Raw genomic sequence first — 23,881 nt, 5'->3', positions numbered from 1 at the left:
GTTCAACCGGCTATTTATCTGACCATTACAACCCTTTAAAAAGACTGACGGTCTCCAGGTATTCGGGCACTTCCACGCAGGGCCAGTGCCGCTGGCGCAGGGTGGCGGCCAGGTCTTCGGCGGCGGGCGGCTCGCCGTGCACCACAAACGTGCGCTGCGGCGGGGCCTGAAACTGGTCGAGCCAGCGCAGCAGTTCCTGGCGGTCGGCGTGGGCCGAAAAGCCGTCGAGGTGCTCGACGTGGCAGCGCACGGGCACCAGGTCGCCGAACATTTTTATGGCTTTTTCACCGGCCAGCAGGCGGCGGCCGCGGGTGCCTTCGGCCTGGTAGCCGATGAGCAGCAGCGTGTCGGTGGGCCGGGGCAGGCGGTGGTGGAGGTGGTGCACAATGCGCCCGCCCGTGCACATTCCGCTGGCCGAGACGATGATGGCCAGCCCGGTTTTCTGGTTCAGGGCCTTGGACTGGGCCGCCTCGGCCACCAGGTGCAGGCCGGGGAAATCGAACACGTTGCCGTGGCCCAGGCGGTGCGCCGCCGGGTGCCGCGGAAACAGGTCGGCCACGCGCTGGGCCATGGGGCTGTCCACGTACACCGGCACGGGCGGGATGCGGCCGGCGGCCAGCAGCTTTTTCAGGTAGTAGAGCAGCGCCTGGGTGCGGCCCACGGCAAAGGCCGCGATGAGCAGCACGCCGCCCCGGTCCAGGGCCTCGTTCACGGTGCGGGCCAGCACGGTTTCCGGGTCGGGCAGGCGGGTGTTGCGGTCGCCGTAGGTCGATTCGACCAGCAGCACGTCGGCCTGGGTGACGCGGGCGGGGTCGTGCAGCACGGGGTTGTCGTAGCGGCCCAGGTCGCCCGAAAACACGAGGTGCCGGCGCTGGTGCGCGCCCTGCACGTCCATTTCCACCAGGGCCGAGCCCAGGATGTGGCCGGCTTCCCGGAACGTGAGCGTGAGGGCGCCGCCGAGCACGGCAAGCGGGGCCTCGTAGGCCACGCTTGCCACCAGCGCCAGCACCGCCTCCACGTCGGCCTGGGTGTATAGCGGCAGGGCCGGATGATGGCGGGAATAGCCTTTTTCGTTGGCGTAGGCGGCCTCCTCTTCCTGCAGCTTGGCCGAGTCGAGGAGCATGATGCTGAGCAGGTCGGCGGTGGCTTCGGTGCAAAAGATGCGGCCCCGAAAGCCGTCTTTCACCAGCTTGGGCAGGTAGCCGCTGTGGTCGATGTGGGCGTGCGTCAGCACCACGGCTTCGACCTCGGCCGGGGCCAGGGGCAGCTTTTCGCGGTTGCGCAGGCGCAGCTCCTTATAGCCCTGGAACAAGCCGCAATCGACCAGCACCTGGCGGCGCCGGCCGGGCTCCTCCAGCGTGAGCAGGTACTTGGAGCCCGTCACGCAGTGGGCCGCCCCGAGAAATTGCAGGTGGACGTTCATGGTCTTGGCACTGAGGCAAATTGCAGTGCAAGATGCCGGCCAAGGCCACCGGCAAAACATGAGCAAAATCACCTTTCGGCCTAATCTTGCGCAGGGCGCCCGTCCGCCCGAGGCGCGTGCTTTGTGCAGGGAACCAATTCCGTTTTTGCCTGCCTCCATGGACGCTTCGCTGCTCATCCTCACCGACTTTTTTCAGGCCGCCAACAAGGCCCTGGACTACGCCACCAACCTGGCCGGCCCGCTCAACGCGCGCCTGGTGCTGCTGCACGTGCGCCGCGATTCCATCCTCGACCCCGAGACGTTTACCGGCGGGCTTTCCAACCTGAGCCAGGAAGCCGTGGCCCTGGCCCTGAACAGCGTGGCCAGCAACCTGCCCGTGCCCGTGGTGGCCGAAGTGGGCCACGGCCGGGTGGCCTACGCCGTGGCCGACGCCGTGAGCCGCCACCACCCACTGCTGGTGGTGCTGGGCCGCCCCGACTACTCCGACACCCCCGACGAACTGGTCCAAACCACCTCGCTCGACCTGCTGCGCACGGCGCCCTACCCCATGCTGGTGGTGCCCCACGGCGTGGCCAGCACCGCCTTGCCCCGGCGCGTGCTGCTGGCCGTGGATGGGCACCCCTTCGCCCTCGGCGAGCATGCCGGTGCCATCCATCACCTGCTCGTAGCCCTGGGGGCGGAGGTCACCATTTTCCACGTCGTGCCCGATACCGGCCCCGACGAACTGCCGCCCCTGGTGCTCGATTCGGTCATGCGGACCGGGCTGGTGCTCGACCTGGCCCCGGCGCCGTGCCACACCGTGGTCAGCGCTCATGCCGCCACGGGCATTCTGGAGGCCGCCCAACCCGCCGATTACGACCTGGTGATGCTCATTGCCCGGCGGCGCAGCTTCATGGGCAGCCTTTTCCACCGCAGCGTCACGGCGCAGGTGCTGCTGCAGAGCAAGCTGCCGGTGCTGGTGCTGCCAGCGCAGTAGAAGAAACGAAACTGTCGGGGAAAAAGGCCGCCGTGCCGGGCCAGCCCGGTGCGGCTTTCCGGCGGCAGGGGCATCTTTGTGGTGCACATAGCGCCGGGCCCGCCTTTTCGTTTGGCGGCGCCGCGTCTTCGCACCGCCCATTTCATGCCTCAGCCCCGCATCAGCGTTATCATTCCGGCCCACAACGAAGCCGGCGCCATTGCCCTGGTGCTGAGTGAAATCCCGGCCGGCCTGGCGCAGGAAATCATTGTGGTCGACAATAATTCGACCGACGACACCGGCGCCATTGCCCGCGCCTGCGGGGCCACGGTGTTGCGCGAGCCCCGCCCCGGCTACGGCCACGCATGCCTGGCCGGCATGGCCCACGCCTTCGGCCGCCCGCAATCCGACTGGCCCGACATCGTCGTATTTCTCGACGGCGACCATTCCGATTACCCCGAACAAATGCCCGAATTACTGGCCCCGCTCCTGCGCGGGGAGGCCGACCTGGTCATTGGCTCGCGGGCCCTCGGCGAACGCGAAAAAGGCGCCCTGCTGCCCCAGCAGCGGTTCGGCAACTGGCTGGCGGCGCGGCTGCTCAACCTGCGCTACCAGGGCAATGTCACCGACCTGGGGCCGTTTCGGGCCGTCCTCGCCCCCGCCCTGCTGGCCATCGGCATGGATGACAAAACCTATGGCTGGACGGTGGAAATGCAGGTGAAAGCCTTTCGCCAAAACCTGCGCGTGGCCGAAGTGCCCGTGCGCTACCGCCGCCGCATTGGCACCAGCAAGGTGTCGGGCACGGTGCGGGGCACGCTGGGGGCCGGCTACAAAATTCTCTGGACCATCTTTCGGTATTGGTAATGCGCTTCATAAGTATCTGTCATCCTGAGCGCAGCGAAGGACCTTCTCACGTTCGAGTTAGTTTTTTCAACGGGATAAGGTCCTTCGCTGCGCTCCGGATGACAAGCGTTTTAATGTTGCCAATTTCTCCCCTCCTCGCTTGCTGATGCCGGTTCTGCCCATTTTGCTGGTGGTGGTTTACGGCCTGTGCCTGCTGTTTATTCTGGGGTTTAGCCTGGGCCAGTGGCAGCTCACGCGGCTGGCGCGGCGCGCCAACGCGGCCCCGCCGGCCCCGCTCCCGCCGGTGCCCGCCGCGTGGCCGCGCGTCACGGTGCAGCTGCCGCTTTACAATGAGCAGAACGTGGTAGAGCGCGTCATTGATGCCACCGCCGCCCTCGACTACCCGGCTGATTTGCTGCACATTCAGGTGCTCGATGACTCTACCGACGCCACCATTGGCCTGGCCGCCGCCCGCGTGGCCTACCACACCGCCCGGGGCCTGCGCATCAGCCACGTGCGCCGCCCCAGCCGCGAGGGCTACAAAGCCGGCGCCCTCCGCCACGGCCTGGAAGAAACCGACGGCGAATTCGTGGCCATTTTCGACGCCGATTTCGTGCCCGAAGCCGATTTCCTGCGGCGCACCATTCCGTATTTTTTGCAGGATGAAAAAATCGGCGTGGTGCAAACGCGCTGGGGCCACCTCAATGAGAACGAGTCCTTGCTCACGCGCCTGCAGGCCTTTGGGCTCGATGCCCACTTTCTCATCGAGCAGGTGGGCCGCACCTTTGCCGGCTTTTTCATCAATTTCAACGGCACCGGCGGCGTGTGGCGGCGCGCCTGTATCGACGATGCCGGCGGCTGGCACACCGACACCCTCACCGAAGACCTCGACCTGAGTTACCGCGCCCAGCTGCGCGGCTGGCGCTTCGTGTACCGCCCCGAAATAGTGGCACCCGCCGAGTTGCCGGCGGTGATGGACGCCCTCAAGTCGCAGCAGTTCCGCTGGACCAAGGGCGCGGCCGAAACCGCCCACAAGCACCTCGGCCCCATGTGGCGCTCCCGGCAGCCGCTGGCCGTGAAGCTGCAGGCCACCTTCCACCTGCTCAACAGCAGCGTCTACATCGTCATCATGCTCATGGCGTTGCTGAGCGTACCGCTGGTGTTCGTGCGGGCGCAGTTTCACGAATACAAGGTGGTTTTCCAGCTGGCATCGGTGTTTCTGGTGGGGTTCACGCCGCTCATCTACTACTACTATTCGGCCTGGCGCCTGGCCCACCCCGACAAGCCGCTGTGGCGCTACCCGGGCTTCTTCCTGCTGTTTCTGTCGGTGTCGATGGGCCTGGCCCTGCACAATGCCCGGGCCGTAATACTGGGCTGGCTGGGCCGCCGCACGCCCTTCGTGCGGACGCCCAAGGCTGGCACCGCGCCCGTGGCCCGGCGGCGGCGCTACCGCACGGGCGGCGTGGGCCCGCTGGTGGCGTTGGAGGGGTTGCTGGCGGCGTACTTTGCCTTTGGGCTGGGCGCGGGCATCTATTTTGATGATTTCGGGCTGCTGCCCTTTCACACCTTGCTCACGGTGGGGTTCGCAGCCATTTTCTACTATTCGGTGCGCCATGCCCGTTAAGCTTCCTTCGCTTTCGCAATGCGCGGCGCTGCTGCTGTCGGGCGCGGCCTACGCGGCGCTGGCCTACGCCACGCCACGGGTGCAATTTGGGCAGCTGGTGGGGCTGTTTGCGGTGGCGGGGCTGGCGTATTGGTGGCTGTTGCGCACGCGGCTGCCGCTGCGCTGGGGGCTGGGCGCGGCACTGATGTTCCGGCTGCTGTGGCTGCCCGCCATGCCCGCCCTGTCCGACGACCTTTACCGTTTCCGCTGGGACGGCCTGCTGGTGGCCAACGGCGTGAACCCCTTCCGTTTCCGGCCCGATGAGCTCATTGCCGACGGCGCCCGCACCGCCGTGCCCCGCGAAGCCGCCCGCGCCGCCGTGCTGCCCGAGTTGCAGCAGCTGTACCGGCAGCTCAACTCGCCGCACTACTACTCCGTGTATCCGCCCATCTGCCAGTTCGTATTCGGCACCGCCGCCAAGTTGTTTCCGACTTCCGATGCGGGTTTTGCGGCCTGCCTGCGCGTGGTTATTCTGGCGGCGGAAGTGGGCACGGCGTGGCTCCTGCTGGCCCTGCTGCCCGCGCTGGGCTGGCCGGCGCGCCGCGCGCTGAGCTACCTGCTGCACCCGCTGGTCGTGGTGGAGCTCACCGGCAACCTGCATTTTGAGGGGCTGGTGTTCGGCTTTATTCTGCTGGCAATTTGGCTCCTGAGCCGGCAGAAATGGGCCGGTTCGGCGGTGGCGCTGGGGCTGGGCGTGGCCACCAAGCTGCTGCCGCTGCTGGTGCTGCCGCTGCTGGTGCGGCGGCTGGGCGGGCGGCGCTTCGCGGCCTACGCGGCGCTGTGCCTGGGCACGGTGGCGCTGCTGTTCGGGCCGTTCTTATCGGTTGATTTATTTATCAATATCGCCCGCAGCCTCAAGCTTTACTTCCGCAGCTTCGAGTTTAATGCCAGCCTTTACTACCTGCTGCGGCCCATCGGCATCTGGCTCACCACCTACAACCAGATTGCCATTATCGGCCCTGGTCTGGCCATCCTGAGCGGGCTGGCGGGCCTGGCGCTGGCCTGGCGGGAGCGGCGCCGGGAGCTGGCTTCACTGGTACCGACGCTGCTGCTCATGCTCACGGCCTACTATGCGGCGGCCACCACCGTGCACCCCTGGTACCTCACGCTGCTGGTGGGCCTGAGCACGCTCACGCACTTTCGCTACGCCCGGGTGTGGGGCGGGCTGGCCGTCCTCTCCTACGCCGCCTACCAAACGTCCGCTTACTCCGAAAACCTTTGGCTGGTGGCGCTGGAATATGCGGGCACGTACGCCGTGCTGGCCTGGGAGCTGCGCGCTACTTGGGCCAGTAAGCGTACCGGCGCTGCGCTTTAAGCTGCAGGGTGCGGCCATCCCAGGTGGTTTGGCGCAGCAGCAGATTGGGGTATTCTGTGGCAAATAAATACGTATTCTCTTTGTCTGGCGCCAGTTGCACGGTCACGCGCCACGCGGCGGGGTTTAGTTTGTCGGCGGGCGCTTTGGCCGTGGTCAGGTGGGCCTGGTAGTACACGGGCGGCTTGGCGCGGTTGGTTTGCTGCAGGTCGAGCACCGTCAGGTCGAAGGCCGGTTTTTGGTCGAATTTCAGGCTGCGCAGGGTGTAGGGCAAGGCATCCTCCAGAAACACGTCGCGGCGCAGGTCGCGGCTGTTACTGCCCTCGCCGTCCCAGTACGAGTGGTACCACATTTCGAAGTTCACGCCGTCGTCGATGAGGGACTTGAACGTGTTGCCGCACCACTCCTGCGAGGAGGTGGTCATCTTATAAAGCGCCACGGGCTGGTCGCGCCGGAAAAAGAGCGACGTGAGGTAGTGGTACGGGTACTGGTCGGCCGGAATGGAACAAAACTGGTTGATTTTCATCACCGGAAACAAGTCATTCCGCTTGTAGTCGTCGGTTTTGACGTTGAATTCCTGGTTAAATTCCTCCTTCACCGTAATCATCGTGTACTCGAACGCGCGCTTCTTCTTGTAAATCACGCGCTCCGCATCGTAGGTCGCTACCTCGGCCAGGCCGTCTTCCCACAGCTTGTTCATGGCCCAGCCCTGGTCGAAGTAGGGCAGCACCGCCTGCAGCGCCTGCGCCGAGGCCGGCGCCCGCTTTTCCACTTTTTCCTTCGACGGGGCATTGCAGCCCAACAGCGTCGCGCTGAAAACCAATGGAAGCAAGGCTGTTCGAAGCGGGGAGCGAAGCATGTAAGGAAGTTGCATTGGCCGCAAATGTATCGGAAAGGCACCGTTTCATTTGGCTAATGCCGCGCGGCCGACAAATGCATACGCGAAAAAAGCCCCCCACAGATTGACCGCCGTCGTAAAAGTCCCCCTTGTGGCTACTTGTAAGCCTTACGCCCGCGCTTCAGCCACGGCCCCCACAGGGCCGAGTACGGGTGCACGTTGTGGGTGGGCCCGTCCGCATTCACCACCGGGTAGCCCTCGTTCACCCACTCGAACAAACCGCCGTACAGGTTGCGCACGTGGGCAAAACCCAGGGCCCGCAGCCGGTCGCCGAGCCGCTCGCTGCGGTAGCCCACCGAGCAGTACACCACCACCGGCCGGCTGCGGTCCACGCCCGCAAACTCGGCCGTGGGCACCGAATCGTAGGGCACCAGCTCGGCGCCGCGCAGGTGGCTCACGTTGTATTCGGCCGCGCTGCGGGCATCGAGCAGCAGCGGGGCCGTGGGCGAGTTGATTTCCTGCGCCAGCGTGGCCGGGGCCACTGTGGGCACCGTGTGCTTGTAGAGCAGCCGCAGCATGCTATCGTAGGCCGAGGACGAGCCGGCGGGGCGCCTGGCGTCGTCGGGGCTGCAGCTGCTCAGGCCAAACAGCCCCAGGCACAGGCACGAACAGGCAAAAAGGGGGAAATACATACCGAGAGGCGGCGGGGCCAGCACCGGCCCCGCCCGCCGGCTTACATGGACAGTTCTTTGGCTTTGTTCATCATCATGGTGGCGTGCACCAGGGTGGCTCCGCCCTTGATGGCGGCCCCCACGTGCACGGCTTCCATCATTTCGGCTTCGTCCACCCCTTTTTGCAACGCATCCGAAGTGTAAGCGTCGATGCAGTACGGGCACTGCACCACGTGGGCCACGGCCAAGGCAATCAGGGATTTTTCGCGCTCCGTGAGGGCGCCTTCCTTGAATACTTCGCCGTAATAGTCAAAGAACTTCTTGCCCATTTCGGGCTGCCAGTCGCTGATTTTACCAAATTTAGCCAGGTCGGCGGGGTTGTAGTAGGAGCTCATTGTTTGGAAGGTGGAATAACGTGAGTATTTGAAACAAAGTATAAAGAACGTCATGCTGAGCGAAGCCGAAGCATCTCTACCGCGGTGGTAATCCAATCGACTCAACGGAGCGGTAGAGATGCTTCGGCTTCGCTCAGCATGACGTGCTAATTTATTTCATATCCGAAACTACGCTAGCGGCGGCGCACGTGGATTCGCACCCGCTCGCCGTCTTCGGTAGTGGTGGGCTGCACGTCGATGCGGTCGGCTTCGTCGTAATAAGTAGCTAGGCCGCGCACAATGCCCACGGCCAGCCCGCCCATGCGGCGCGGCGACACGTAGTCAATATACAGCTCATTGGCGCTCAGGCGCGTAACATCAAGCACGGGCGGCGAATTCTCGGTGTGTTCCTGGCGCACCTGCTTGTGCATGGTCAGCTCGGTGTGCTCCAGCATGTCGAGCGTTTTCCATTCGGGCTTGAGGAGCTTCTGGTACATGTACATGAGGTCGGGCACGAGGTACTCGCCAAATTTCTCGTGTAGCTCCCCGGCCGGGATGCCGGTCATCTCGGCCGCGTGGCCCACCAGGGCGTAAATGTGCTCGTCGGGGTACACGGTTTTGTGGTCGAACTCGACATGCTCCAGGCCCGAAAGCTCCATGAGCTTCACCCACGTGCTGTGGTCGTATTGGGTTTGCACGTAGCGTTTTAGCAATGTAAGGATGGTGCCGTGCATAAACTAAACAGAGGTTGAGGTTGGGGCTGTTAAACAATTACCGCCCATCGGCCGGGCGGGCCAACGGGCGGTAACGGTTTGGCAGTTACGCGCGGGGCGGCAGACATGCTACCGCTCAGCCAGGCACATTGTTTCTTTAAATATTGCCAACTACCGTCATGGTGCTCAGCGTCGGATTCACACTGCCCCCTTCGGGCTCCACGGTCATGGCGAAGGTTTGGGCACTGGCAATGTCTTTCATCGGCTGCAGGCCCTGGCCCGAAGCCGTGCTGGCCGTGAGCACGCCGGCATCCACCGGCTTGCCTTTGTCGAGGGCCCAGAGCTGGTACTGCTTGCCGGCGGGCAGGGCCGGGAGGCTGCGCACATCTACGTACACTTTGTGAGTGGCGGCGTTGAAAAGCACGCGGGCGTGGGCCGTGGGGGCCGTTTTGGTACCAGCCAGCGCCACGGCTTTGAACTCGTCGTTGCGCAGCACCTGGTTTTCCTGGCGCAGCTCGCCCAGCTGCCGCTGCACCACCTGCGTGGTGGTGGCAAAGCGCGCCTGCTCGCTCTGCATGGCCACCAGCTCGGAGCTGGCATCTTTCCAGCGCGAATACAGCAAAGCATTAACGCCCAGGCTCAACAGCAGGGCCACCGAAGCAGCCATGGCCCACAGGGAGCGCGAAGCCGCGGGGGCCTCGGCTGCCGGGGTGAAGGGACGAACGGTGGCTTCACCAGCAGTGGGCTGGGCCGGGACGGCCGTGGCGCGGGGCGCCTGAGCGGCGGCATCAACGTCGGCACGCAAGGAGGCATTCGGCGTGACGGAGGGCGCCGCAATTTGGGCCATTACGTGGCCGAGCACCCGCTCGCGCAGGCCGGCCGGAGGCGTGATGGAATGGGCTTCGGCGTAAAAACCAAAAGCTTGCTGCACTTGGGCCAACTCCTCGCGAACCTCCGGGTGCCGGGCGGCTTCGGCTTCCACAGCAGCCTGCTCGGCCGGCGAAAGCTCTCCGAGAGCGTACTGCTCCAGGATGCCCGATTCTATATAGTCTTGGATGTTTTCCACGATTGAATTAGCGAATAAGTTTGCTGAGGACTTTGATGGCGGTGCGGGCACGGGTTTTCACCGTCCCCAAGGGGATGTTCAGCTCCTCCGCCACTTCACTTTGGGTGAAACCCTCGAAGTAGAGTAGGTCGATAATCTGCCGTTGTTCGGGAACCAGCTTTTGGGTGATTTCCTGCAGGCCGATGTGCTCGGGGCGGAAGGTCGTGGGCGCTGCTTGGCGTTGCGCGGTCAGACTATCATCCAGTCCCTGAGTGCGGCTACCTACGCGGTGCTGCCGTGAGCGGATTTTATCAATGCTCAGATTTCGGCAAATATTCAGCACCCAGGTGAAGAGGCGGCCCTTGCTGGCGTCGTAGCTGGCAAAGGCGTGCCAGATTTTGACCAGCGCTTCCTGCAGCACGTCCTCGGCTTCGTCTTCGGCCTTCACAATGCGGAAAATGACGCCGTAGAGCGCCGCCGAATATCGGTCGTAGAACAGCGTCATGGCCGATTCGTCGCGCGCCTGCAGGCGCCGGACGAGGTCCGCCTCGGCGGCGGGTGGGAGAGAGATTAAAGATGTATCGGACACGGGAGTGACTGAAAGTGAGAAATGAAGCCGGAACGGGCATCATGCAAAGCGCACGAAAATACGGCGGTGCCCGCCAATTGCCAGCGCCGTATACGGCCGCTGCCGTGTGCGTAACCGAACAAGCCGGCGCGGGGTTGAGTATGGGATAGAAAAAGAACGTTATACAGGAGCGCCCGGCCGCCCGCATAACTCCCCACCTCCCCTACCTCCCCCCATGCCCATCGAGTCCTTCAACCCCCACACCGGGCGCGTGCTGCGCCGTTTCACCGCCTTCAGCTGGGCCAAAACCGAGCGCATTCTCGGCCAGGCGCACCGCGCGGCGGCCGACTGGCGGGCCACCACCTTCGCCCACCGCGCCAGCGTATTGCGCCGGGCCGCCGCGCTGCTGCGCGAGCGCCAGGACGAGCTGGCCCGCCTTATGGCCCTGGAAATGGGCAAGCCCGTGACCGACGGCCGCGCCGAAGCTCTGAAGTGCGCCACCTGCTGCGACTTCTACGCCGAGCGCGCCGAGGGCTTTCTGGCCGACGAAGTGATTGAAACCGACGCCGGCCGCAGCTTTATCAGCTACCAGCCGCTGGGCGTGGTGCTGGCCATCATGCCCTGGAATTTTCCGTTGTGGCAGGTGGTGCGCTTCGCCGCCCCGGCCCTGATGGCCGGCAACGTGGGCCTGCTCAAGCACGCTTCCAACGTGCCGCAGTGCGCGCTGGCGCTGGAGAAAATATTTCACGACGCGGGGCTGCCGCTGGCTTGTTTCCGCACCTTGCTTATTGGCACTGAGCAGGTGGAAAAGCTGCTGGCCGACGACCGGGTGCGCGCCGCCACCCTCACCGGCAGCGAGGGTGCGGGCGCTACGGTGGGCGCCCTGGCCGGGCAGCACATCAAGAAAATGGTGCTGGAGCTGGGCGGGTCCGACCCATTCATTGTGCTGGCCGACGCCGACGTGGCCCTGGCCGCCAAAACCGCTGCCCAAAGCCGCATGATAAACAGCGGCCAAAGCTGCATCGCTGCCAAGCGCTTTATCGTGGAGAAGCCCGTGCTCAAGGATTTTCTCAACCAGCTGAAAACCCACCTCCTCGCCTTCCGCCCCGGCGACCCGCTCGACCCGGCCACGCAATACGGCCCCCTGGCCCGCCCCGACCTGGCCGACGAGCTCACCCAACAGGTGGAAGATTCCGTGGCGCAGGGTGCTAAAGTTGAACTCAACGGCGGCCAAGCCAAGCCCGGCACCGCCCTGTTCCGCCCCATGATTTTATCGAACGTTAAGCCCGGCCAGCGCGCTTACACCGAAGAATTTTTCGGGCCGGTGGCGCTGGTGCTCGAGGCCAAAAACGCCGACGACGCCGTGCGCCTGGCCAACGACTCCCGCTTCGGCCTGGGCGCGGCCGTGTGGACGGGCGATGCGAAGAAGGGCGAAGCAATGGCCCGCCGGATTGAAAGTGGCGCCGTATTCGTCAACGGGCTGGTGAAGTCGATGCCGGAGCTGCCCTTTGGCGGCGTGAAAAAGTCCGGCTATGGCCGGGAGCTTTCCTACCTCGGCATTCGGGAATTTGTAAACCAGAAGTCGATTTGGATTGGCAAAGAGGCCGGGGCTGAAGGCCGCAAGGTTGAGTGAGCAGTTGGGGGCAAGTGGTTGAGTTGCCTTCGCGCCCCTGTCGAACGGGGCGCTGGCCGGCGGTGGTCAGGTTCGTGCGGTGGCTGGAAAAACCTCACCAGCTACTTGCCGAATATATTCCGGTGATGTGCTAACCCCCACTCCGTCAGGGTATCGATGATTGTTTTGAGGGTTTTGCCGTGTTCCGTCAGCTCGTACTGCACCGTGATGGGCTGAGTATCCAGCACGGTGCGGATGACCAGCTGGTTGATTTCCAGCTCTTTTAGCTCCTTGCTTAGCATTTTATTGGAGATGCCGGGGATGTCCGTCAACATGTCCGAAAACCGGCGTTTGCTGTAGCAGCAGATAGAGGAAATGATGATGATTTTCCATTTCCCGTTCAGCACGTCCATGGAATCCTGGATGGCCCGCATGGCCCGTTTGTTTTCTTCGAATTGCTGAGGAATGCACTCCATTGTGTTACCAGGTTACCTCTGAGTTACTGTTACTTTTGGTTACAAAGTTGCCAAAGGGAACCTTGTAATCCTAGCTTTGCAGCTCAATTTTTCAACTAAATCAGAAAATGAGCAAGCTCCAGAACAAAGTCGCCATCGTGACCGGCGCCGCCAAAGGCATCGGCGCGGCCATTGCCACCCATTTTGCTGCCGAAGGGGCCCGCGTGGTGGTCAATTATGCCTCCAGCAAAGAAAGCGCCGACCATGTGGTACGCGCCATCGCGGCGGCCGGCGGCACGGCCATTGCCGTGCAGGCCGATGTATCGAACCCGGCCGATGTCGCACGCCTGTTTGCCGAAACCAACGCGGCGTTCGGCACCCTGGATATTTTGGTGAATAACGCGGTGTACCAGCAATTTCTGCCAATCGACCAGGCCTCGGCCGAAAAGTTTCATCAGCATTTCAACGTCAACGTGTTAGGGCCCGTCCTGACCATCCAGGCCGCCGTGAACCTGTTTGGCGGGAAGGGGGGCAACGTCATCAACATCAGCTCGGGGGCCAGCAAATCGCCGATGGCGGGCGTTTCGTTGTACTCGGCCACGAAGGCGGCCCTGGATGCCCTCACGGTTTCGTTATCGAAGGAGCTGGGGGCCAAAAACATTCGGGTCAATTCGATTTTGCCGGGCGCCACGGACACCGAAGGGGCAACGGCGGCGGGCGTCACGACGGGCAGTGACTACGAGAAAATGTTTGTGGCCAATACCCCCTTGGGGCGCCGGGGGCAGCCCGCCGACATTGCCAAAGCGGCCGTCTTCCTGGCGTCCGATGAAGCCGCCTGGATTACGGGTGAGCAAATTTCCGTGTCGGGCGGCATGTACGGTTTTTAAAAAGGTTAACCAGACGAGACCAGAAGGTCATTTTCACCATGAGTAAAGAAGAAACCACCCCAGCGAGCTACGCCATTATCGGCTTCGGCCCCATCGGCAAGGCCCTGGCCAAAGCGTTTGCCCGCAAGGGCGTCGAAGTAGCCGTGGCCACCACGCGCGCCCCGGAAAGCTTTGCCGCCGATGCCGCCGCCATCGGACCCGAAATTATTCCCGCCACCCTGGCGAAAGCCCTCGAAGCCGACGTTCTCTTTCTGGCGGTGCGTTTTGAAGTACACCCGGCGGTCGCCCAGGCGCGGCCGAGCTGGCAGGGGAAAACCATCGTCGATGTGACCAATGCCTACGGCGTACCCCTGGAGCGACTGGGCGGACGGTCGTCCGCCGAAGTCGTCGCGCAAGCTTTCACGGGGGGTAGCGTGGTAAAGGGCTTCAACCATTTGGGCGCGGCCATTCTGGGCCAAGACCCGGCTGTGCAGGGCGGCCGGCGCGTGGTGTTCCTGGCGAGCGACGAGGACGGCGCCGCCACGCAGATTGGGGCACTGGCCGAAAAGCTCGGTTTTTCACCGGTCAAGCTCGGCAGGCTTTCCGAAGGCGGCCTGCTGGTGCAGGCGCACGGCAACAGCTGGGGCCACCTGATATTCAAAGACCTGGTCAATTTCAAATGATGCGCCGGGCGCGCGAGCCTCGCTACGCGCCTGCTTCGCTGGCCAAGAAAACCACAGCCGGGCATTGGTAAACAAGCTGGGGAAAACCTCTCAGTTGGGAGGGGTTCCCCTGTTTATTTAACACCCTCCACGGAAGCCTACCTCAAAGGGGTGGCCAAAGCAACGACCGGCAGGCGGGGCTTCAACGCGGTTGCGCACTTCTGACAATCGACCTGCTGGGAAGTAGCGTGCGGTATTCCTCCATTCAGCCGGTAATACTGATTTGCCATCAACGTTCACCCCAACGCTAGTCCAACTACCCGACATTACAAATACCCCATTACCTTATACGTCAGCCAGCCGCTCACTTCGTGGATGAGCACGCTCAGGTTTTCCAGGGCGCTGGGGTTGGGCACGGCCCAATAGCCGGGCGACCAGCTGCGGTCGGCGCTGCGGTAGCCGGCCGGGAAGGCAATGGGCTGCAGGCCCACTTTGCGGAAGCAGGCCAGCGCGCGCCGCTCGTGGAAGGCGGAGGTGACCAGAATGAGCGTGTCGGTGCCCGGGTAGCGGGCCAGCAGGCGCTTGGTGTACAGGGCATTTTCGCGGGTGTTGCGGCTGCTGTCCTCCAGGATGATGGCCGAGTTGGGCACGCCGGCCAGGCGCAGCAAGGTGGCCAGGTCGGAGGCTTCGGTGTGGGCTTTTTGCAGCACGGCCCCCGAGCCGCCCGATACGATGATGCGACGCACCCGCCCGGCCCGGTACAGCCACAGGGCATTGGTGAGGCGGTCGGCGCCGGAGCCCAGGTAGGCCCGGTCGTGCGGCGACTTATCGACCTGGGTGATGCCGGTGAGCAGCACAGCGGCATCGGCGCGGGCGGGCAGGGCGGCCAGCGGCACGGTCGGCAATTCCCAGGCCAGCAGGGCCTCGTTGGTGAGGGCGGGGTTGGTGGCCAGCAGTGTGAGGGCGGCGGCCCCCATCAGCCATTGCCGCTGCCGGCGCGGCTGCCGGGCCAGCAGGGCGGCCAGCAGCAGGGCCAAAAGCCATACCGTGGGCAGTAAAACAAGGTCGAGGACCTTCGAGAGGATAAAAAACATGCCCAAAGGTAGGCTACCTGCGCGGCGGCCGTTCTTTGAGCACGGTTATAAACCGTCATGCTGAGCGCAGCCGAAGCGGCTCTACCGCAGCAGTAAAATGATTATGTTTCGCGGTAGAGATGCTTCGGCTGCGCTCAGCATGACGCACTAAAGACCTTGCATTCAGCCACTCACTGCTTATTCAGTGTGGGGCATGAAGGCGCGCAGGCGGTCAAGTTGGGCGCGCACTTCGGCTTCGGTGGTCAGGTTGTCGCACTCCAGCATACGGCCCTGGCAGTAGCTCACGAAGAAGGGCGCTACCTTTTGCTGCATCATCTTCTTGGCCACGGGGTTTTCGTCCGAGTTCAGGCGCACGAACAGGATGGATTCGTTGCCGGGGTCGTCCACGAATTTGGCGAAGGGCGGGGCCAGGGCCTGGCAAATGGCGCAATTCTCGGAGGTGAATTTGGCAAACACCTTCATGTGCTCGTGCGTGAGGCGGCGCAGGTGTTCGTCGTCGGTATCGACCACGTGTTTGCGTTCTTCTTCGGTCATGAGAAACGATTTTTAAACCGTCGCTTAAACTCCCAATATCCACCCAAGGTTGCCCCGGCCTACTTCCGCAGCATCAGCTCGCGGATGTACTTCACCGGCGCGCTGCCGTAGCTCAGGAAGTTTTCGTTGAAGGCTTTGAGGTCAAAATCCTTCCCTTCCTTTTTCTTCAGCTCCTCGCGCAGGGCGTAAATCTCGGTGTAACCCGTGAAGTAGCTGCTAAGCTGCACCTGGCTCAGGGTGGCGCGCAGCCACTTGCCGCGGGCCTCCGCTTCTTCCTGAAAGCCTTCGCGGCGCAGCAAACGCACCACCTCCTGCTCGCTCATGTTATCAACCTGAATGGCGTGGTCGATGACGGCGTTCAGCGTGGAGCGCATGTTCCATTTGTCCCACAGCAGCCACATTTCGTCGGAGTTGTTACCGTAGCCGTTTTCCAGCATCATGCGCTCGGCGTACACGGCCCAGCCCTCCACCATGGCCCCGTTGCCGAAGATGCTTTTCACCAGCGAGGGCGAGCGGTTGGCGTACACGAGCTGCGTGTAGTGGCCCGGAATGGCCTCGTGGATGTTGAGAATTTGCAGGGTGTAGTCGTTGTATTCGCGCAGGTAGCTTTCGGCCTGGGCGGGCGTCCACTCGGCCGGAATCGGCTCCACGTTGTAGTAGGTGTTGGCGCCCTTGTCGTAGGGCCCCGGGGCCGATACGCTGGCGCCCGCGCCGCTGCCGCGCATGTAAAGCGGGGTTTCGCGCACCACCAGCGGCTTGCCGGAGTCCTGGGTCAGCAGCTTTTTCTCATTCACAAACGCCACCAGCGTTGGAATCTGGCGCTTCACGGCATCCACGAAACCATCGCGCGGGGCGTGCTTTAAGGTGAGCTGGTTGATGACGGCCGTAATCAGGGCCAGGCTGTCGGCCGGAGCTTTCTGGCCGGGGAAGTACTTAAGGTAGAGGCGCGCGGCGCGGCGGCCCATGTCGTGCAGCAGGTCGGCCTTGTGCTGCTGGGCTTCCTGGTACAGCTCGGCCGCCGAAAAGCGCGACTGAATATCGTAGGCAAATTTCTGTTCAAACAGCTCCTTGCCGATACGGAACGGGCGGAACCGGCCCGCTGGTAGCACATCGCCTTCCAGAAATTCCATATACCCTTGCACGGCCGTGCGGGCGGCGGCCACGCGGTCCATCATCGTCTTTTTCTCGGCGGCGCTCAGACCCGACTTCATCACTGAATCAGCCAAAGCCTTGCCAAACACCGCCAGGCCACCGGCGCTCTGCTTGAGGGCCAGCGCGGTGTGTTCCTTGGTCGGGTTGCTGATATTGGCCTTCGCGGCGGCGTAATACTCGGGCGCGTGGCTGATTTTGTCGGAGATGTTGCGCAGGCGGCGGTCCAATCGGTAGTGGCGGCCGTTGAGCAAGTCGCCCACGGCGGCGCCGAGGTTGTAGCTGGCCGGGTTCCACTGCCAGCTTTTCAGGGTGTCGGCGTACCAGCGCTCGGCCCGCAGCTCGTTGCGGAGAAGGCGCAGGTCAATCTGGTTGTTGGGCGAGAGGCTGTCGAGGCCGAAGCCACCCAGTGCGGCCAGGTATTTCTGGGCGAAAGCGTCGTCACTTTGCCGTTGCGCCGCGTTGGGAATCAGCAGCAGCGAGTCGTAGCGGTGGTAGCCCTGGCTGCTGGCGTAGTCAGGGTTTTGCCGCCACAGCGCTTCGATAAACCGGTTTTTGAAGGCATCGAAGCGGGCGTCGGCGTTGGTACTGGCTTCGGTTTTGGTTTTATCGGCCTGAGAACAGCTGGCGAGGGCCAGGCCCAGCAGGGGCAGGTAGCGGAGTTTCATAAGGAAGGATTTACAGGATTAATTTCCCGCAGTGTGCGCAGTGGCATACGAACACCGCGGACACTGCGCCAACCACTGTGCACACTGCGGGAAATTGACATCGAACCAAAGCAAAGGAACACCCCAAACCGCTGCCCGTTGCAAAGCCCCGCCGTAGGTTTGTCCCGGCATTCGCCTAATCCGTAGAAGCTCCACCATTCCACCCAAAATTCCCGCATGAATTCTTCCCGCATCGAACACGATTTCCTCGGCGAACGCAGCCTGCCCGACACCGCCTACTACGGCATCCAGACACTGCGCGCCCTCGAAAACTTCGCCATCACCGGCATTCCGATTAAGAACGAGCCGCTCTTTGTGCAGGCCCTGGCCTACGTGAAAAAAGGCGCCGCCCTGGCCAACAAGGAGCTCGGCGTGCTGCCCGCCAACATTGCCGACGCTATTGCCGCCGCCTGCGACCGGGTGGCGGCTGGCGAGTTCGACAACCAGTTTCTGACCGACATGATTCAGGGCGGCGCGGGCACGTCGGTGAACATGAACGCCAACGAAGTCATCGCCAACGTGGCCCTCGAAATCATGGGCCACGCCAAAGGCGAGTACCAGTTCTGCCACCCCAACAACCACGTCAACTGCTCGCAAAGCACCAACGACGCCTACCCCACTGCTTTCCGCATCGCGCTCAACAACAAGCTGGTGGGCTACCGCGAAACGCTGAACGAGCTGGCTGACGCCTTCGCCCGGAAGGGCGAGGAATTCCGCGACATCCTCAAAATGGGCCGCACCCAGCTCCAAGACGCCGTGCCGATGAGCATGGGCGACGAATTCCGCGCCTTCGCCACCAACCTGCGCGAGGAGCTGCTGCGCATCGACGACTCGCGCCGCCTGATTGACGAAATCAACATGGGCGCCACGGCCATCGGCTCGCGCATCAACGCCCCCACCGGCTACCCCGAACTCGTGACCGAGCACCTGCGCGCCATCACCGGCCTCAACCTGAGCCTGGCCGGCGACTTGTTTGAAGCCACTTACGACACTGGCGCCTACGTGCAGCTCTCCGGCGTGCTGAAGCGCACGGCCGTGAAGCTCAGCAAAATCTGCAACGATTTGCGCCTGCTGTCGTCGGGCCCGCGCACGGGCATCAACGAAATCAACCTGCCGCCCCTGCAGCCGGGCTCCAGTATCATGCCCGGCAAGGTGAACCCCGTGGTGCCCGAAGTGGTGAACCAAACGGCTTTCTACGTCATCGGGGCCGACCTCACGGTGACCATGGCGGCCGAGGCCGGCCAGCTGCAGCTCAACGTGATGGAGCCGGTTATCAGCTTCGCGCTCTTCACCTCGATTTCGTACATGACCAACGCCTGCCGCACCCTGCGCGAGAAGTGCGTCATCGGCATCACGGCCAACAAGGAGCACGCCGAAAGCCTCGTGCGCAACAGCATCGGCATCGTCACGCAACTCAACCCGGTCATTGGCTACGAGGCCTCGGCCGAGATTGCCAAAGAGGCGCTGAAAACCGGCAAGTCGGTGCACGCCATTGCTGTGACGGAGCGCGGGCTTTTGACGCAGGAAAAGTGGGACGAAATTTTCACGTTCGAGAATCTGATTCGGCCGGTGTTCAAGCAGTAGTTACGAGTACCGTGAAGCGGTGCTTCGCCTTGCGTTAGAGCCAATCAGCAACAAAATGTTAACCTAACGCGAGGCGAAGCACCGCTTCGCGGTACTCTACTCGCCCGTTCTCATGCGCCCCCTTTTACTCCTCGCCTGCCTCCTCACTTTCTCCGCAGCCCGCGCCGCCAAAGTCGACACCCTGAGCATCCCCAGCGCGGCCATGCGCAAAACCTACCGCGCCGCCGTGGTGCTGCCGGCTTCTTACGCCAAGAACAAGAAGGCCAGCTACCCCGTGCTCTACCTGCTGCACGGCGCTTGGGGCCACTTCGACAACTGGCTGACTAAGACGCCCGACAAGCAGCTACTGCACCGCCTGGCCGATGAGTACAACCTGATTATCGTGACGCCCGAGGGCGAAACCTTCAGCTTCTACCTCGATAGTCCGGTGAAGGCCGACAGCCAGTTTGAAACCTACCTCACCAAGGAAGTCGTGCCGGCCATCGACCAAGCCTACCGCACCGTGCGTGACCGCAAGGGCCGCCTCATCACGGGCCTCTCGATGGGCGGCTTTGGGGCGCTATACCTCTCAGCCCGCCACCCCGATTTGTACGGCGCGGCCGGCAGCATGAGCGGCGCCCTGGAGCTGAGCAGCGCCAACCGCAAAGCCACGCCCGATGAAATTGCCTGGCGCAATAAAAACCTGACGCCCATCATCGGCTCGGAAGAGCAAAACCCCGCATTCTTCAGCACCAACTCGGTGATGAACATGGCCGACCAGATGCACAAAAACGGCTCGCCCCTCATCTTCGACTGCGGCGTGGACGACGGCCTCATCGAAATCAACCGCGAGATGCACCGCCGGCTGGTGTACAACCATACCCCACACGACTATACCGAGCGCCCCGGCGCCCACAACTGGGAGTACTGGCAAACTGCGCTGCCCTACCAGATGCTGTTTTTTGCGCAGGTGCTGCAGGCCAATGGCGTGGCGGTGCCACATTAAATCGGGCTTAAAATGCACCTTCCAGCGCCGGGCCGCCGTTTTAGCGGCAGTAACCTCCTCAGTTCCCCGCCCGTGTCCATTACCCTCCTTGTCTCAGGCCTGCTGCTGGCGCTACTCACTGGCTGCGGCCAGAAACCCGACGGCACGCCCTACGGTGTGAACCCCGATAAGCACCCCGATGGGCATTCCCTGGCCGCCGAGGACAGTATGCGTGTCAACCACGAAACCCGCGGCATGCCCAAGAGCGCCGAGGTCAACGCCATTAGCAACGGCGGCACGCAGGGGCAGGTGGGGCACCCGGGGCAGTAGGTGCAGGTGGGCAATTTAGGAAAAGGCCCGACGAAGGAACCGCCAACAATCCTGCAACAGACCGGTTCTACTCGGCACACTTTTCCTAAACACCTTTCCATGAAATACCACCTGCTGGGCCGCACCGGCCTGAAAGTTTCCGAGCTCTGCCTCGGCACCATGACGTTTGGCAGCGTCGGCGGCCGGTTTGCCGCCATCAACGGCGTTGACCAAGCCGGGGCCGATGCCCTGGTGAAGCGCGCCGTGGAAGCCGGCATCAACTTCATCGACACGGCCAATATTTACACCGAAGGCCAGTCGGAGGAAATCACCGGCCAGGCCATTCACAATCTCGGGCTGCGACGCGACTCGCTCATCCTGGCCACCAAGGTGCGCGGCAAGATGGGCGATGGCCCCAACGACGCCGGCCTCACCCGCCAGCACATCATGGCCCAGGTAGAGGCCAGCCTCAAGCGCCTGAAAACCGACTACATCGACCTCTACCAGACCCACTCCTACGACCCGCTCACGCCCTTCGAGGAAACCCTGCGCGCCCTCGACGACCTTGTGCGCCAGGGCAAAGTGCGCTACATCGGGGCCAGCAACGTGGCCGCCTGGCAGCTGATGAAGGCCCTCGGCATTTCGGAGCGCCAGCACCTGGAGCGCTACCAGAGCCTGCAGGCCTACTACACCATCGCGGGCCGCGACCTAGAGCGCGAGTTGGTGCCCCTGCTGCAAGACCAGCAGCTGGGCCTCATGGTATGGAGCCCCCTGGCGGGCGGCTTCCTCTCCGGCAAGTTCACCCGCGAAAACCCCACCGGTGAAGGCCGCCGCAGCAACTTCGATTTTCCGCCCGTGAATAAGGAGCTGGCCTTTGACATCATCGACAAGCTACGCCCCATGGCCGAGGCCAAAGGCACCACCGTGGCCGCCCTGGCGCTGGCCTGGCTGCTGCACCAGCCGGTGGTGAGCACCGTCATCATCGGCGCCAAAAAGATGGACCAGCTCGAAGACAACCTCAAAGCCGTGGACGTGCAGCTCACCCCCGACGAGCTGAAGCAGCTGGACGAGGTGAGCAAGCTGGCGCAAGAGTATCCCGGTTGGATGCTGAGCATGACCAGCGGCGACCGGCAGGCGTAAACCCGCGAAGGGCATGACATTCTAAAACAAAAAAGGCCCGCTGGAATGTCCAGCGGGCCTTTTTTGTGTCTGACAACTCAGCTACAGTCTACCGCCGACGGCCGAAAATGCGCAGCAAAAACAGGAACAGGTTCACGAAATCGAGGTACAGCGTGAGCGCGCCCATGATGGATGCTTTGTTGCTCACTTCCTCGCCTTCGGTTACGCCCAGCAGAGCCACGGCTTTCAGCTTCTGGGTGTCGTAGGCGGTGAGGGCTACGAAAAGCAGCACGCCAATGAAGGAAGTGATGGTTTCCAGCATGGAGTTGTTGAGAAAAATATTCACCACCATAGCCAGTACCAACCCAATGAGGGCCATGCTCAGCAGCTTGCCCCAGCCCGTGAGGTCGGCTTTGGTGAAATAGCCAAACAAACTCATAACACCGAACGTGGCGGCCGAAACGAAGAACGTGGAGGCGATAGACGCCGACGTATAGGCCAGGAACACGCAGCTCAGCGTCACGCCGTTGAGAATAGAGTAGCCTACGAAGGCCGCCTGCACCTTACCCAAGCTCCAGTCGAACAGGCGAGCCGACAGGAAACCAACCAGCAACAACTCAGCGACAATCAGGCCCAGAAATACGAAGCGCGTGCCAAACACAAACTCCATGAGCGCGGGCGACGACGCGGCAAACATGGCAATGCCGCCCGTCAGGCCCAGGCCAGCCGTCATCCAGCCGTAAACCTGGGTGAAAAAACTGGCTTGTACTTGGGCCGCTTCCTCGGCCGAGATGTAGACCGGTCTGGGCTCCGGGTTGAATTGGTTTTCTTCCATGAAAGAAGCAGAATGAAGGATTGGGGATGAGAATGAGGCGGCTAAGCTAAGCAGAAAGCAACACTCCGAAACCAAGGCGCTCACGCAGGCGCCCGAAGCCATATCTTCGCCCCCTATGCATATCCCGGCTTACCTCTCCACCGCTGCCTTGTTTGCCCTGCTGGCCTGCTCCCAGCAGTCGCCGGCTTCAGGCGAAACCCAAGTTTCTCAGGCGCCCGCCGCCCAGGTGCCGGCCGGCCAGCCGTTTCCTGAAACCTTCGAGGCCGGCAGCAAAGGCGCCTACGAAGAAGCCGATGAGCCGCTGGCCACCGGCCTCTGGCACTTCCAGGATGCCCTCATCGGCAGCAGCCCGCAGGACCACGCCAACGGCGCCCACGCGGCTCGCCTGCGCAACCTGGGCCGACTCTCGATGCGCTTCAACGCGGCGGCGGGTGTGCGCCGCATTCGCATTTCCGCCGCCGCTTATGGCTCCGACGGGCCCAGCACCTGGGAGCTGTGGCTGAGCCGCGACGGGGGCCGCACCTACAGCCGCACCGGCCAGCCGGTGGTCACGAGCGGGCCCGTCCTCACGGCGCACGTTTTCGCCGGTCTGGCCAACGAGCCGCTGCGGCTGGAAATCCGCAAAACCAGCGGCCCCGGCAACCGGCTTGACATCGACGACATCGTGCTTGAAACCGCTGCCGGCCCCGCCGCGGCCGTGGGCGGAGGCGTGACGGGCGGCTACTTCGAAACCCGCAACCAGCCGCAGCCGCCCCAAACCAGCCCGGCCCAGCAGCCTACCGTCGGCACGGGCACCGGCGTGGCTCAGGACCCCAACGACGCCAACCTGGCCCTGGGCAACCCCAGCGGCGCCACGTCCGACCCCGCCAACGCCAACAACTTCCTGCTGGTGCATCCCGAATTCACCATCGGCTACCACGCCGCGCGCGGCATCCCCACCTGGGTGAGCTGGCACTTAGATAAGGCCGACCTGGGCGAGGCGCCGCGCCAGAACAATTTCCGCCCCGACGCGGCCCTGCCCCGGCAGTTCTACCAGGTGACGCCCGCCAGCTACGCCCGCTCCGGTTTCGATAAAGGCCACAACTGCCCCAGCGGCGACCGCACCGCCGACCTCGACGCCAACGCCAACACCTTCCTGATGACCAACATGGTGCCCCAGGCGCCCAAAAACAACCAGCAAACCTGGGCCCACCTCGAAGAATACGGCCGCTCGCAAATTCAGCGCGGGCAGGAAATCTACGTCATCATGGGCAGCTACGGGCGCGGCGGCACCGGTGCCAACGGCTTCCTTCAAACCCTCGACCAGGGCCGCGTGACCGTGCCCGCCCGCATCTGGAAAATAATGGTGATTTTGCCCGACGGCCTCAACGACCTGAAGCGCATTGCTACCGACCCGGCCGTGCGCGTGCTGGCCATCGACACGCCCAACGACAACAACACCGTGAACCCCGACTGGCGGCAATACCTCACGTCGGTCGATAAAATCGAAGCCGCCACCGGCCTGGATTTGCTCAGCGCCCTGCCCCGCCCCGCCCAGGCCCGCCTCCAAAAGCTGGTAGACAGCGGCCGGGCCGAGTAACACCGCG

At 63.2% G+C, this 23,881-nt stretch carries 24 protein-coding genes; 12 read left to right on the top strand and 12 right to left on the bottom strand.

Going from position 1 to position 23,881, the window contains the following annotated elements; translation table 11 throughout:
- Window positions 1-25: 25 nt before the first annotated feature.
- Window positions 26-1,423 carry an MBL fold metallo-hydrolase RNA specificity domain-containing protein gene (locus Q4S41_RS12635; RefSeq protein WP_305031480.1) on the bottom strand — a complete coding sequence of 466 codons (1,398 nt, stop codon included), beginning with the start codon at window positions 1,421-1,423 and terminating at the stop codon, window positions 26-28.
- Window positions 1,424-1,580: 157 nt separating this feature from the next.
- Here Q4S41_RS12635 and Q4S41_RS12630 point away from each other — a divergent pair, with 157 nt between their 5' ends.
- The 4 genes from Q4S41_RS12630 (at window position 1,581) to Q4S41_RS12615 (ending at window position 6,199) form a co-directional block, all read left to right on the top strand.
- Window positions 1,581-2,399 (top strand): universal stress protein, encoded by an 819-nt coding sequence (locus Q4S41_RS12630; protein WP_305031479.1) that lies wholly within the window; start codon window positions 1,581-1,583, stop codon window positions 2,397-2,399.
- A 144-nt stretch (window positions 2,400-2,543) separates the two neighbouring features.
- Window positions 2,544-3,242, top strand: a complete 699-nt coding sequence (locus Q4S41_RS12625; protein WP_305031478.1) for a glycosyltransferase family 2 protein — start codon at window positions 2,544-2,546, stop codon at window positions 3,240-3,242.
- A gap of 145 nt (window positions 3,243-3,387) precedes the next feature.
- Window positions 3,388-4,845, top strand: coding sequence for a cellulose synthase family protein (locus tag Q4S41_RS12620; protein WP_305031477.1), 1,458 nt, complete (start codon window positions 3,388-3,390; stop codon window positions 4,843-4,845).
- Entirely contained in the window at window positions 4,835-6,199 is a 1,365-nt protein-coding gene (locus Q4S41_RS12615; protein ID WP_305031476.1) for a glycosyltransferase 87 family protein, read from the top strand. Before Q4S41_RS12620 ends, Q4S41_RS12615 begins: the two co-directional genes overlap by 11 nt.
- Here the strand turns inward: Q4S41_RS12615 and Q4S41_RS12610 are convergent.
- From Q4S41_RS12610 to Q4S41_RS12585, 6 genes are all read right to left on the bottom strand, one after another.
- Complete coding sequence (locus tag Q4S41_RS12610; protein WP_305031475.1) at window positions 6,162-7,028, bottom strand: hypothetical protein; 867 nt, start codon at window positions 7,026-7,028, stop codon at window positions 6,162-6,164. The two genes, Q4S41_RS12615 and Q4S41_RS12610, sit on opposite strands and share 38 nt — an antisense overlap.
- A 161-nt stretch (window positions 7,029-7,189) precedes the next feature.
- On the bottom strand, window positions 7,190-7,726 hold the full coding sequence (locus tag Q4S41_RS12605; RefSeq protein WP_305031474.1) for a rhodanese-like domain-containing protein: 537 nt from the start codon (window positions 7,724-7,726) through the stop codon (window positions 7,190-7,192).
- Window positions 7,727-7,767: 41 nt separating this feature from the next.
- Window positions 7,768-8,100, bottom strand: a complete 333-nt coding sequence (locus Q4S41_RS12600; RefSeq protein WP_305012396.1) for an arsenosugar biosynthesis-associated peroxidase-like protein — start codon at window positions 8,098-8,100, stop codon at window positions 7,768-7,770.
- 173 nt (window positions 8,101-8,273) lie between these two features.
- Window positions 8,274-8,813, bottom strand: coding sequence for a heme NO-binding domain-containing protein (locus Q4S41_RS12595; protein WP_305031473.1), 540 nt, complete (start codon window positions 8,811-8,813; stop codon window positions 8,274-8,276).
- Between the two features lie 136 nt (window positions 8,814-8,949).
- Window positions 8,950-9,858: an anti-sigma factor gene (locus Q4S41_RS12590; RefSeq protein ID WP_305031472.1), complete on the bottom strand. Its 909-nt coding sequence runs from the start codon at window positions 9,856-9,858 to the stop codon at window positions 8,950-8,952.
- 7 nt (window positions 9,859-9,865) lie between these two features.
- Window positions 9,866-10,426, bottom strand: a complete 561-nt coding sequence (locus Q4S41_RS12585) for an RNA polymerase sigma factor (protein ID WP_305012399.1) — start codon at window positions 10,424-10,426, stop codon at window positions 9,866-9,868.
- A 214-nt stretch (window positions 10,427-10,640) separates the two neighbouring features.
- On the opposite strand from Q4S41_RS12585, the gene Q4S41_RS12580 reads away from it, so the two are divergent.
- Window positions 10,641-12,038 carry an NAD-dependent succinate-semialdehyde dehydrogenase gene (locus Q4S41_RS12580; RefSeq protein WP_305031471.1) on the top strand — a complete coding sequence of 466 codons (1,398 nt, stop codon included), beginning with the start codon at window positions 10,641-10,643 and terminating at the stop codon, window positions 12,036-12,038.
- 101 nt (window positions 12,039-12,139) lie between these two features.
- Here Q4S41_RS12580 and Q4S41_RS12575 read toward each other — a convergent pair whose 3' ends face one another.
- Window positions 12,140-12,493, bottom strand: a complete 354-nt coding sequence (locus Q4S41_RS12575) for a winged helix-turn-helix transcriptional regulator (protein WP_305031470.1) — start codon at window positions 12,491-12,493, stop codon at window positions 12,140-12,142.
- A gap of 107 nt (window positions 12,494-12,600) precedes the next feature.
- Between Q4S41_RS12575 and Q4S41_RS12570 the strand changes: the two genes are divergently transcribed.
- Together Q4S41_RS12570 and Q4S41_RS12565 are read left to right on the top strand one after the other, a co-directional pair.
- On the top strand, window positions 12,601-13,359 hold the full coding sequence (locus tag Q4S41_RS12570; protein WP_305031469.1) for an SDR family NAD(P)-dependent oxidoreductase: 759 nt from the start codon (window positions 12,601-12,603) through the stop codon (window positions 13,357-13,359).
- Between the two features lie 38 nt (window positions 13,360-13,397).
- Window positions 13,398-14,021 carry an NADPH-dependent F420 reductase gene (locus tag Q4S41_RS12565; RefSeq protein WP_305031468.1) on the top strand — a complete coding sequence of 208 codons (624 nt, stop codon included), beginning with the start codon at window positions 13,398-13,400 and terminating at the stop codon, window positions 14,019-14,021.
- Between the two features lie 305 nt (window positions 14,022-14,326).
- Here Q4S41_RS12565 and Q4S41_RS12560 read toward each other — a convergent pair whose 3' ends face one another.
- The 3 genes from Q4S41_RS12560 to Q4S41_RS12550 form a co-directional block, all read right to left on the bottom strand.
- On the bottom strand, window positions 14,327-15,094 hold the full coding sequence (locus Q4S41_RS12560; RefSeq protein WP_305031467.1) for a YdcF family protein: 768 nt from the start codon (window positions 15,092-15,094) through the stop codon (window positions 14,327-14,329).
- Window positions 15,095-15,271: 177 nt separating this feature from the next.
- Complete coding sequence (locus tag Q4S41_RS12555) at window positions 15,272-15,628, bottom strand: thioredoxin family protein (RefSeq protein WP_305031466.1); 357 nt, start codon at window positions 15,626-15,628, stop codon at window positions 15,272-15,274.
- 59 nt (window positions 15,629-15,687) lie between these two features.
- Entirely contained in the window at window positions 15,688-17,445 is a 1,758-nt protein-coding gene (locus Q4S41_RS12550) for a DUF885 domain-containing protein (RefSeq protein WP_305031465.1), read from the bottom strand.
- 216 nt (window positions 17,446-17,661) lie between these two features.
- On the opposite strand from Q4S41_RS12550, the gene aspA reads away from it, so the two are divergent.
- From aspA to Q4S41_RS12530, 4 genes are all read left to right on the top strand, one after another.
- Complete coding sequence (aspA, locus tag Q4S41_RS12545) at window positions 17,662-19,068, top strand: aspartate ammonia-lyase (protein WP_305031464.1); 1,407 nt, start codon at window positions 17,662-17,664, stop codon at window positions 19,066-19,068.
- 112 nt (window positions 19,069-19,180) lie between these two features.
- Window positions 19,181-20,053 carry an alpha/beta hydrolase gene (locus Q4S41_RS12540; RefSeq protein ID WP_305031463.1) on the top strand — a complete coding sequence of 291 codons (873 nt, stop codon included), beginning with the start codon at window positions 19,181-19,183 and terminating at the stop codon, window positions 20,051-20,053.
- A 72-nt stretch (window positions 20,054-20,125) separates the two neighbouring features.
- Complete coding sequence (locus Q4S41_RS12535; protein ID WP_305031462.1) at window positions 20,126-20,362, top strand: hypothetical protein; 237 nt, start codon at window positions 20,126-20,128, stop codon at window positions 20,360-20,362.
- Window positions 20,363-20,461: 99 nt separating this feature from the next.
- Entirely contained in the window at window positions 20,462-21,481 is a 1,020-nt protein-coding gene (locus tag Q4S41_RS12530) for an aldo/keto reductase (protein ID WP_305031461.1), read from the top strand.
- Between the two features lie 88 nt (window positions 21,482-21,569).
- Here the strand turns inward: Q4S41_RS12530 and Q4S41_RS12525 are convergent, their stop codons facing one another.
- Window positions 21,570-22,295 (bottom strand): Bax inhibitor-1/YccA family protein, encoded by a 726-nt coding sequence (locus Q4S41_RS12525; RefSeq protein ID WP_305031460.1) that lies wholly within the window; start codon window positions 22,293-22,295, stop codon window positions 21,570-21,572.
- Window positions 22,296-22,410: 115 nt separating this feature from the next.
- Between Q4S41_RS12525 and Q4S41_RS12520 the strand changes: the two genes are divergently transcribed.
- Window positions 22,411-23,874, top strand: coding sequence for a DNA/RNA non-specific endonuclease (locus Q4S41_RS12520; RefSeq protein WP_305031459.1), 1,464 nt, complete (start codon window positions 22,411-22,413; stop codon window positions 23,872-23,874).
- Window positions 23,875-23,881: the final 7 nt, after the last annotated feature.

Source organism: Hymenobacter convexus (assembly GCF_030580955.1).
Classification (GTDB): Bacteria; Bacteroidota; Bacteroidia; order Cytophagales; family Hymenobacteraceae; genus Hymenobacter.
Note: the sequence above shows the minus strand (reverse complement) of the source record. Positions and strands in the feature narration are given on the sequence as shown.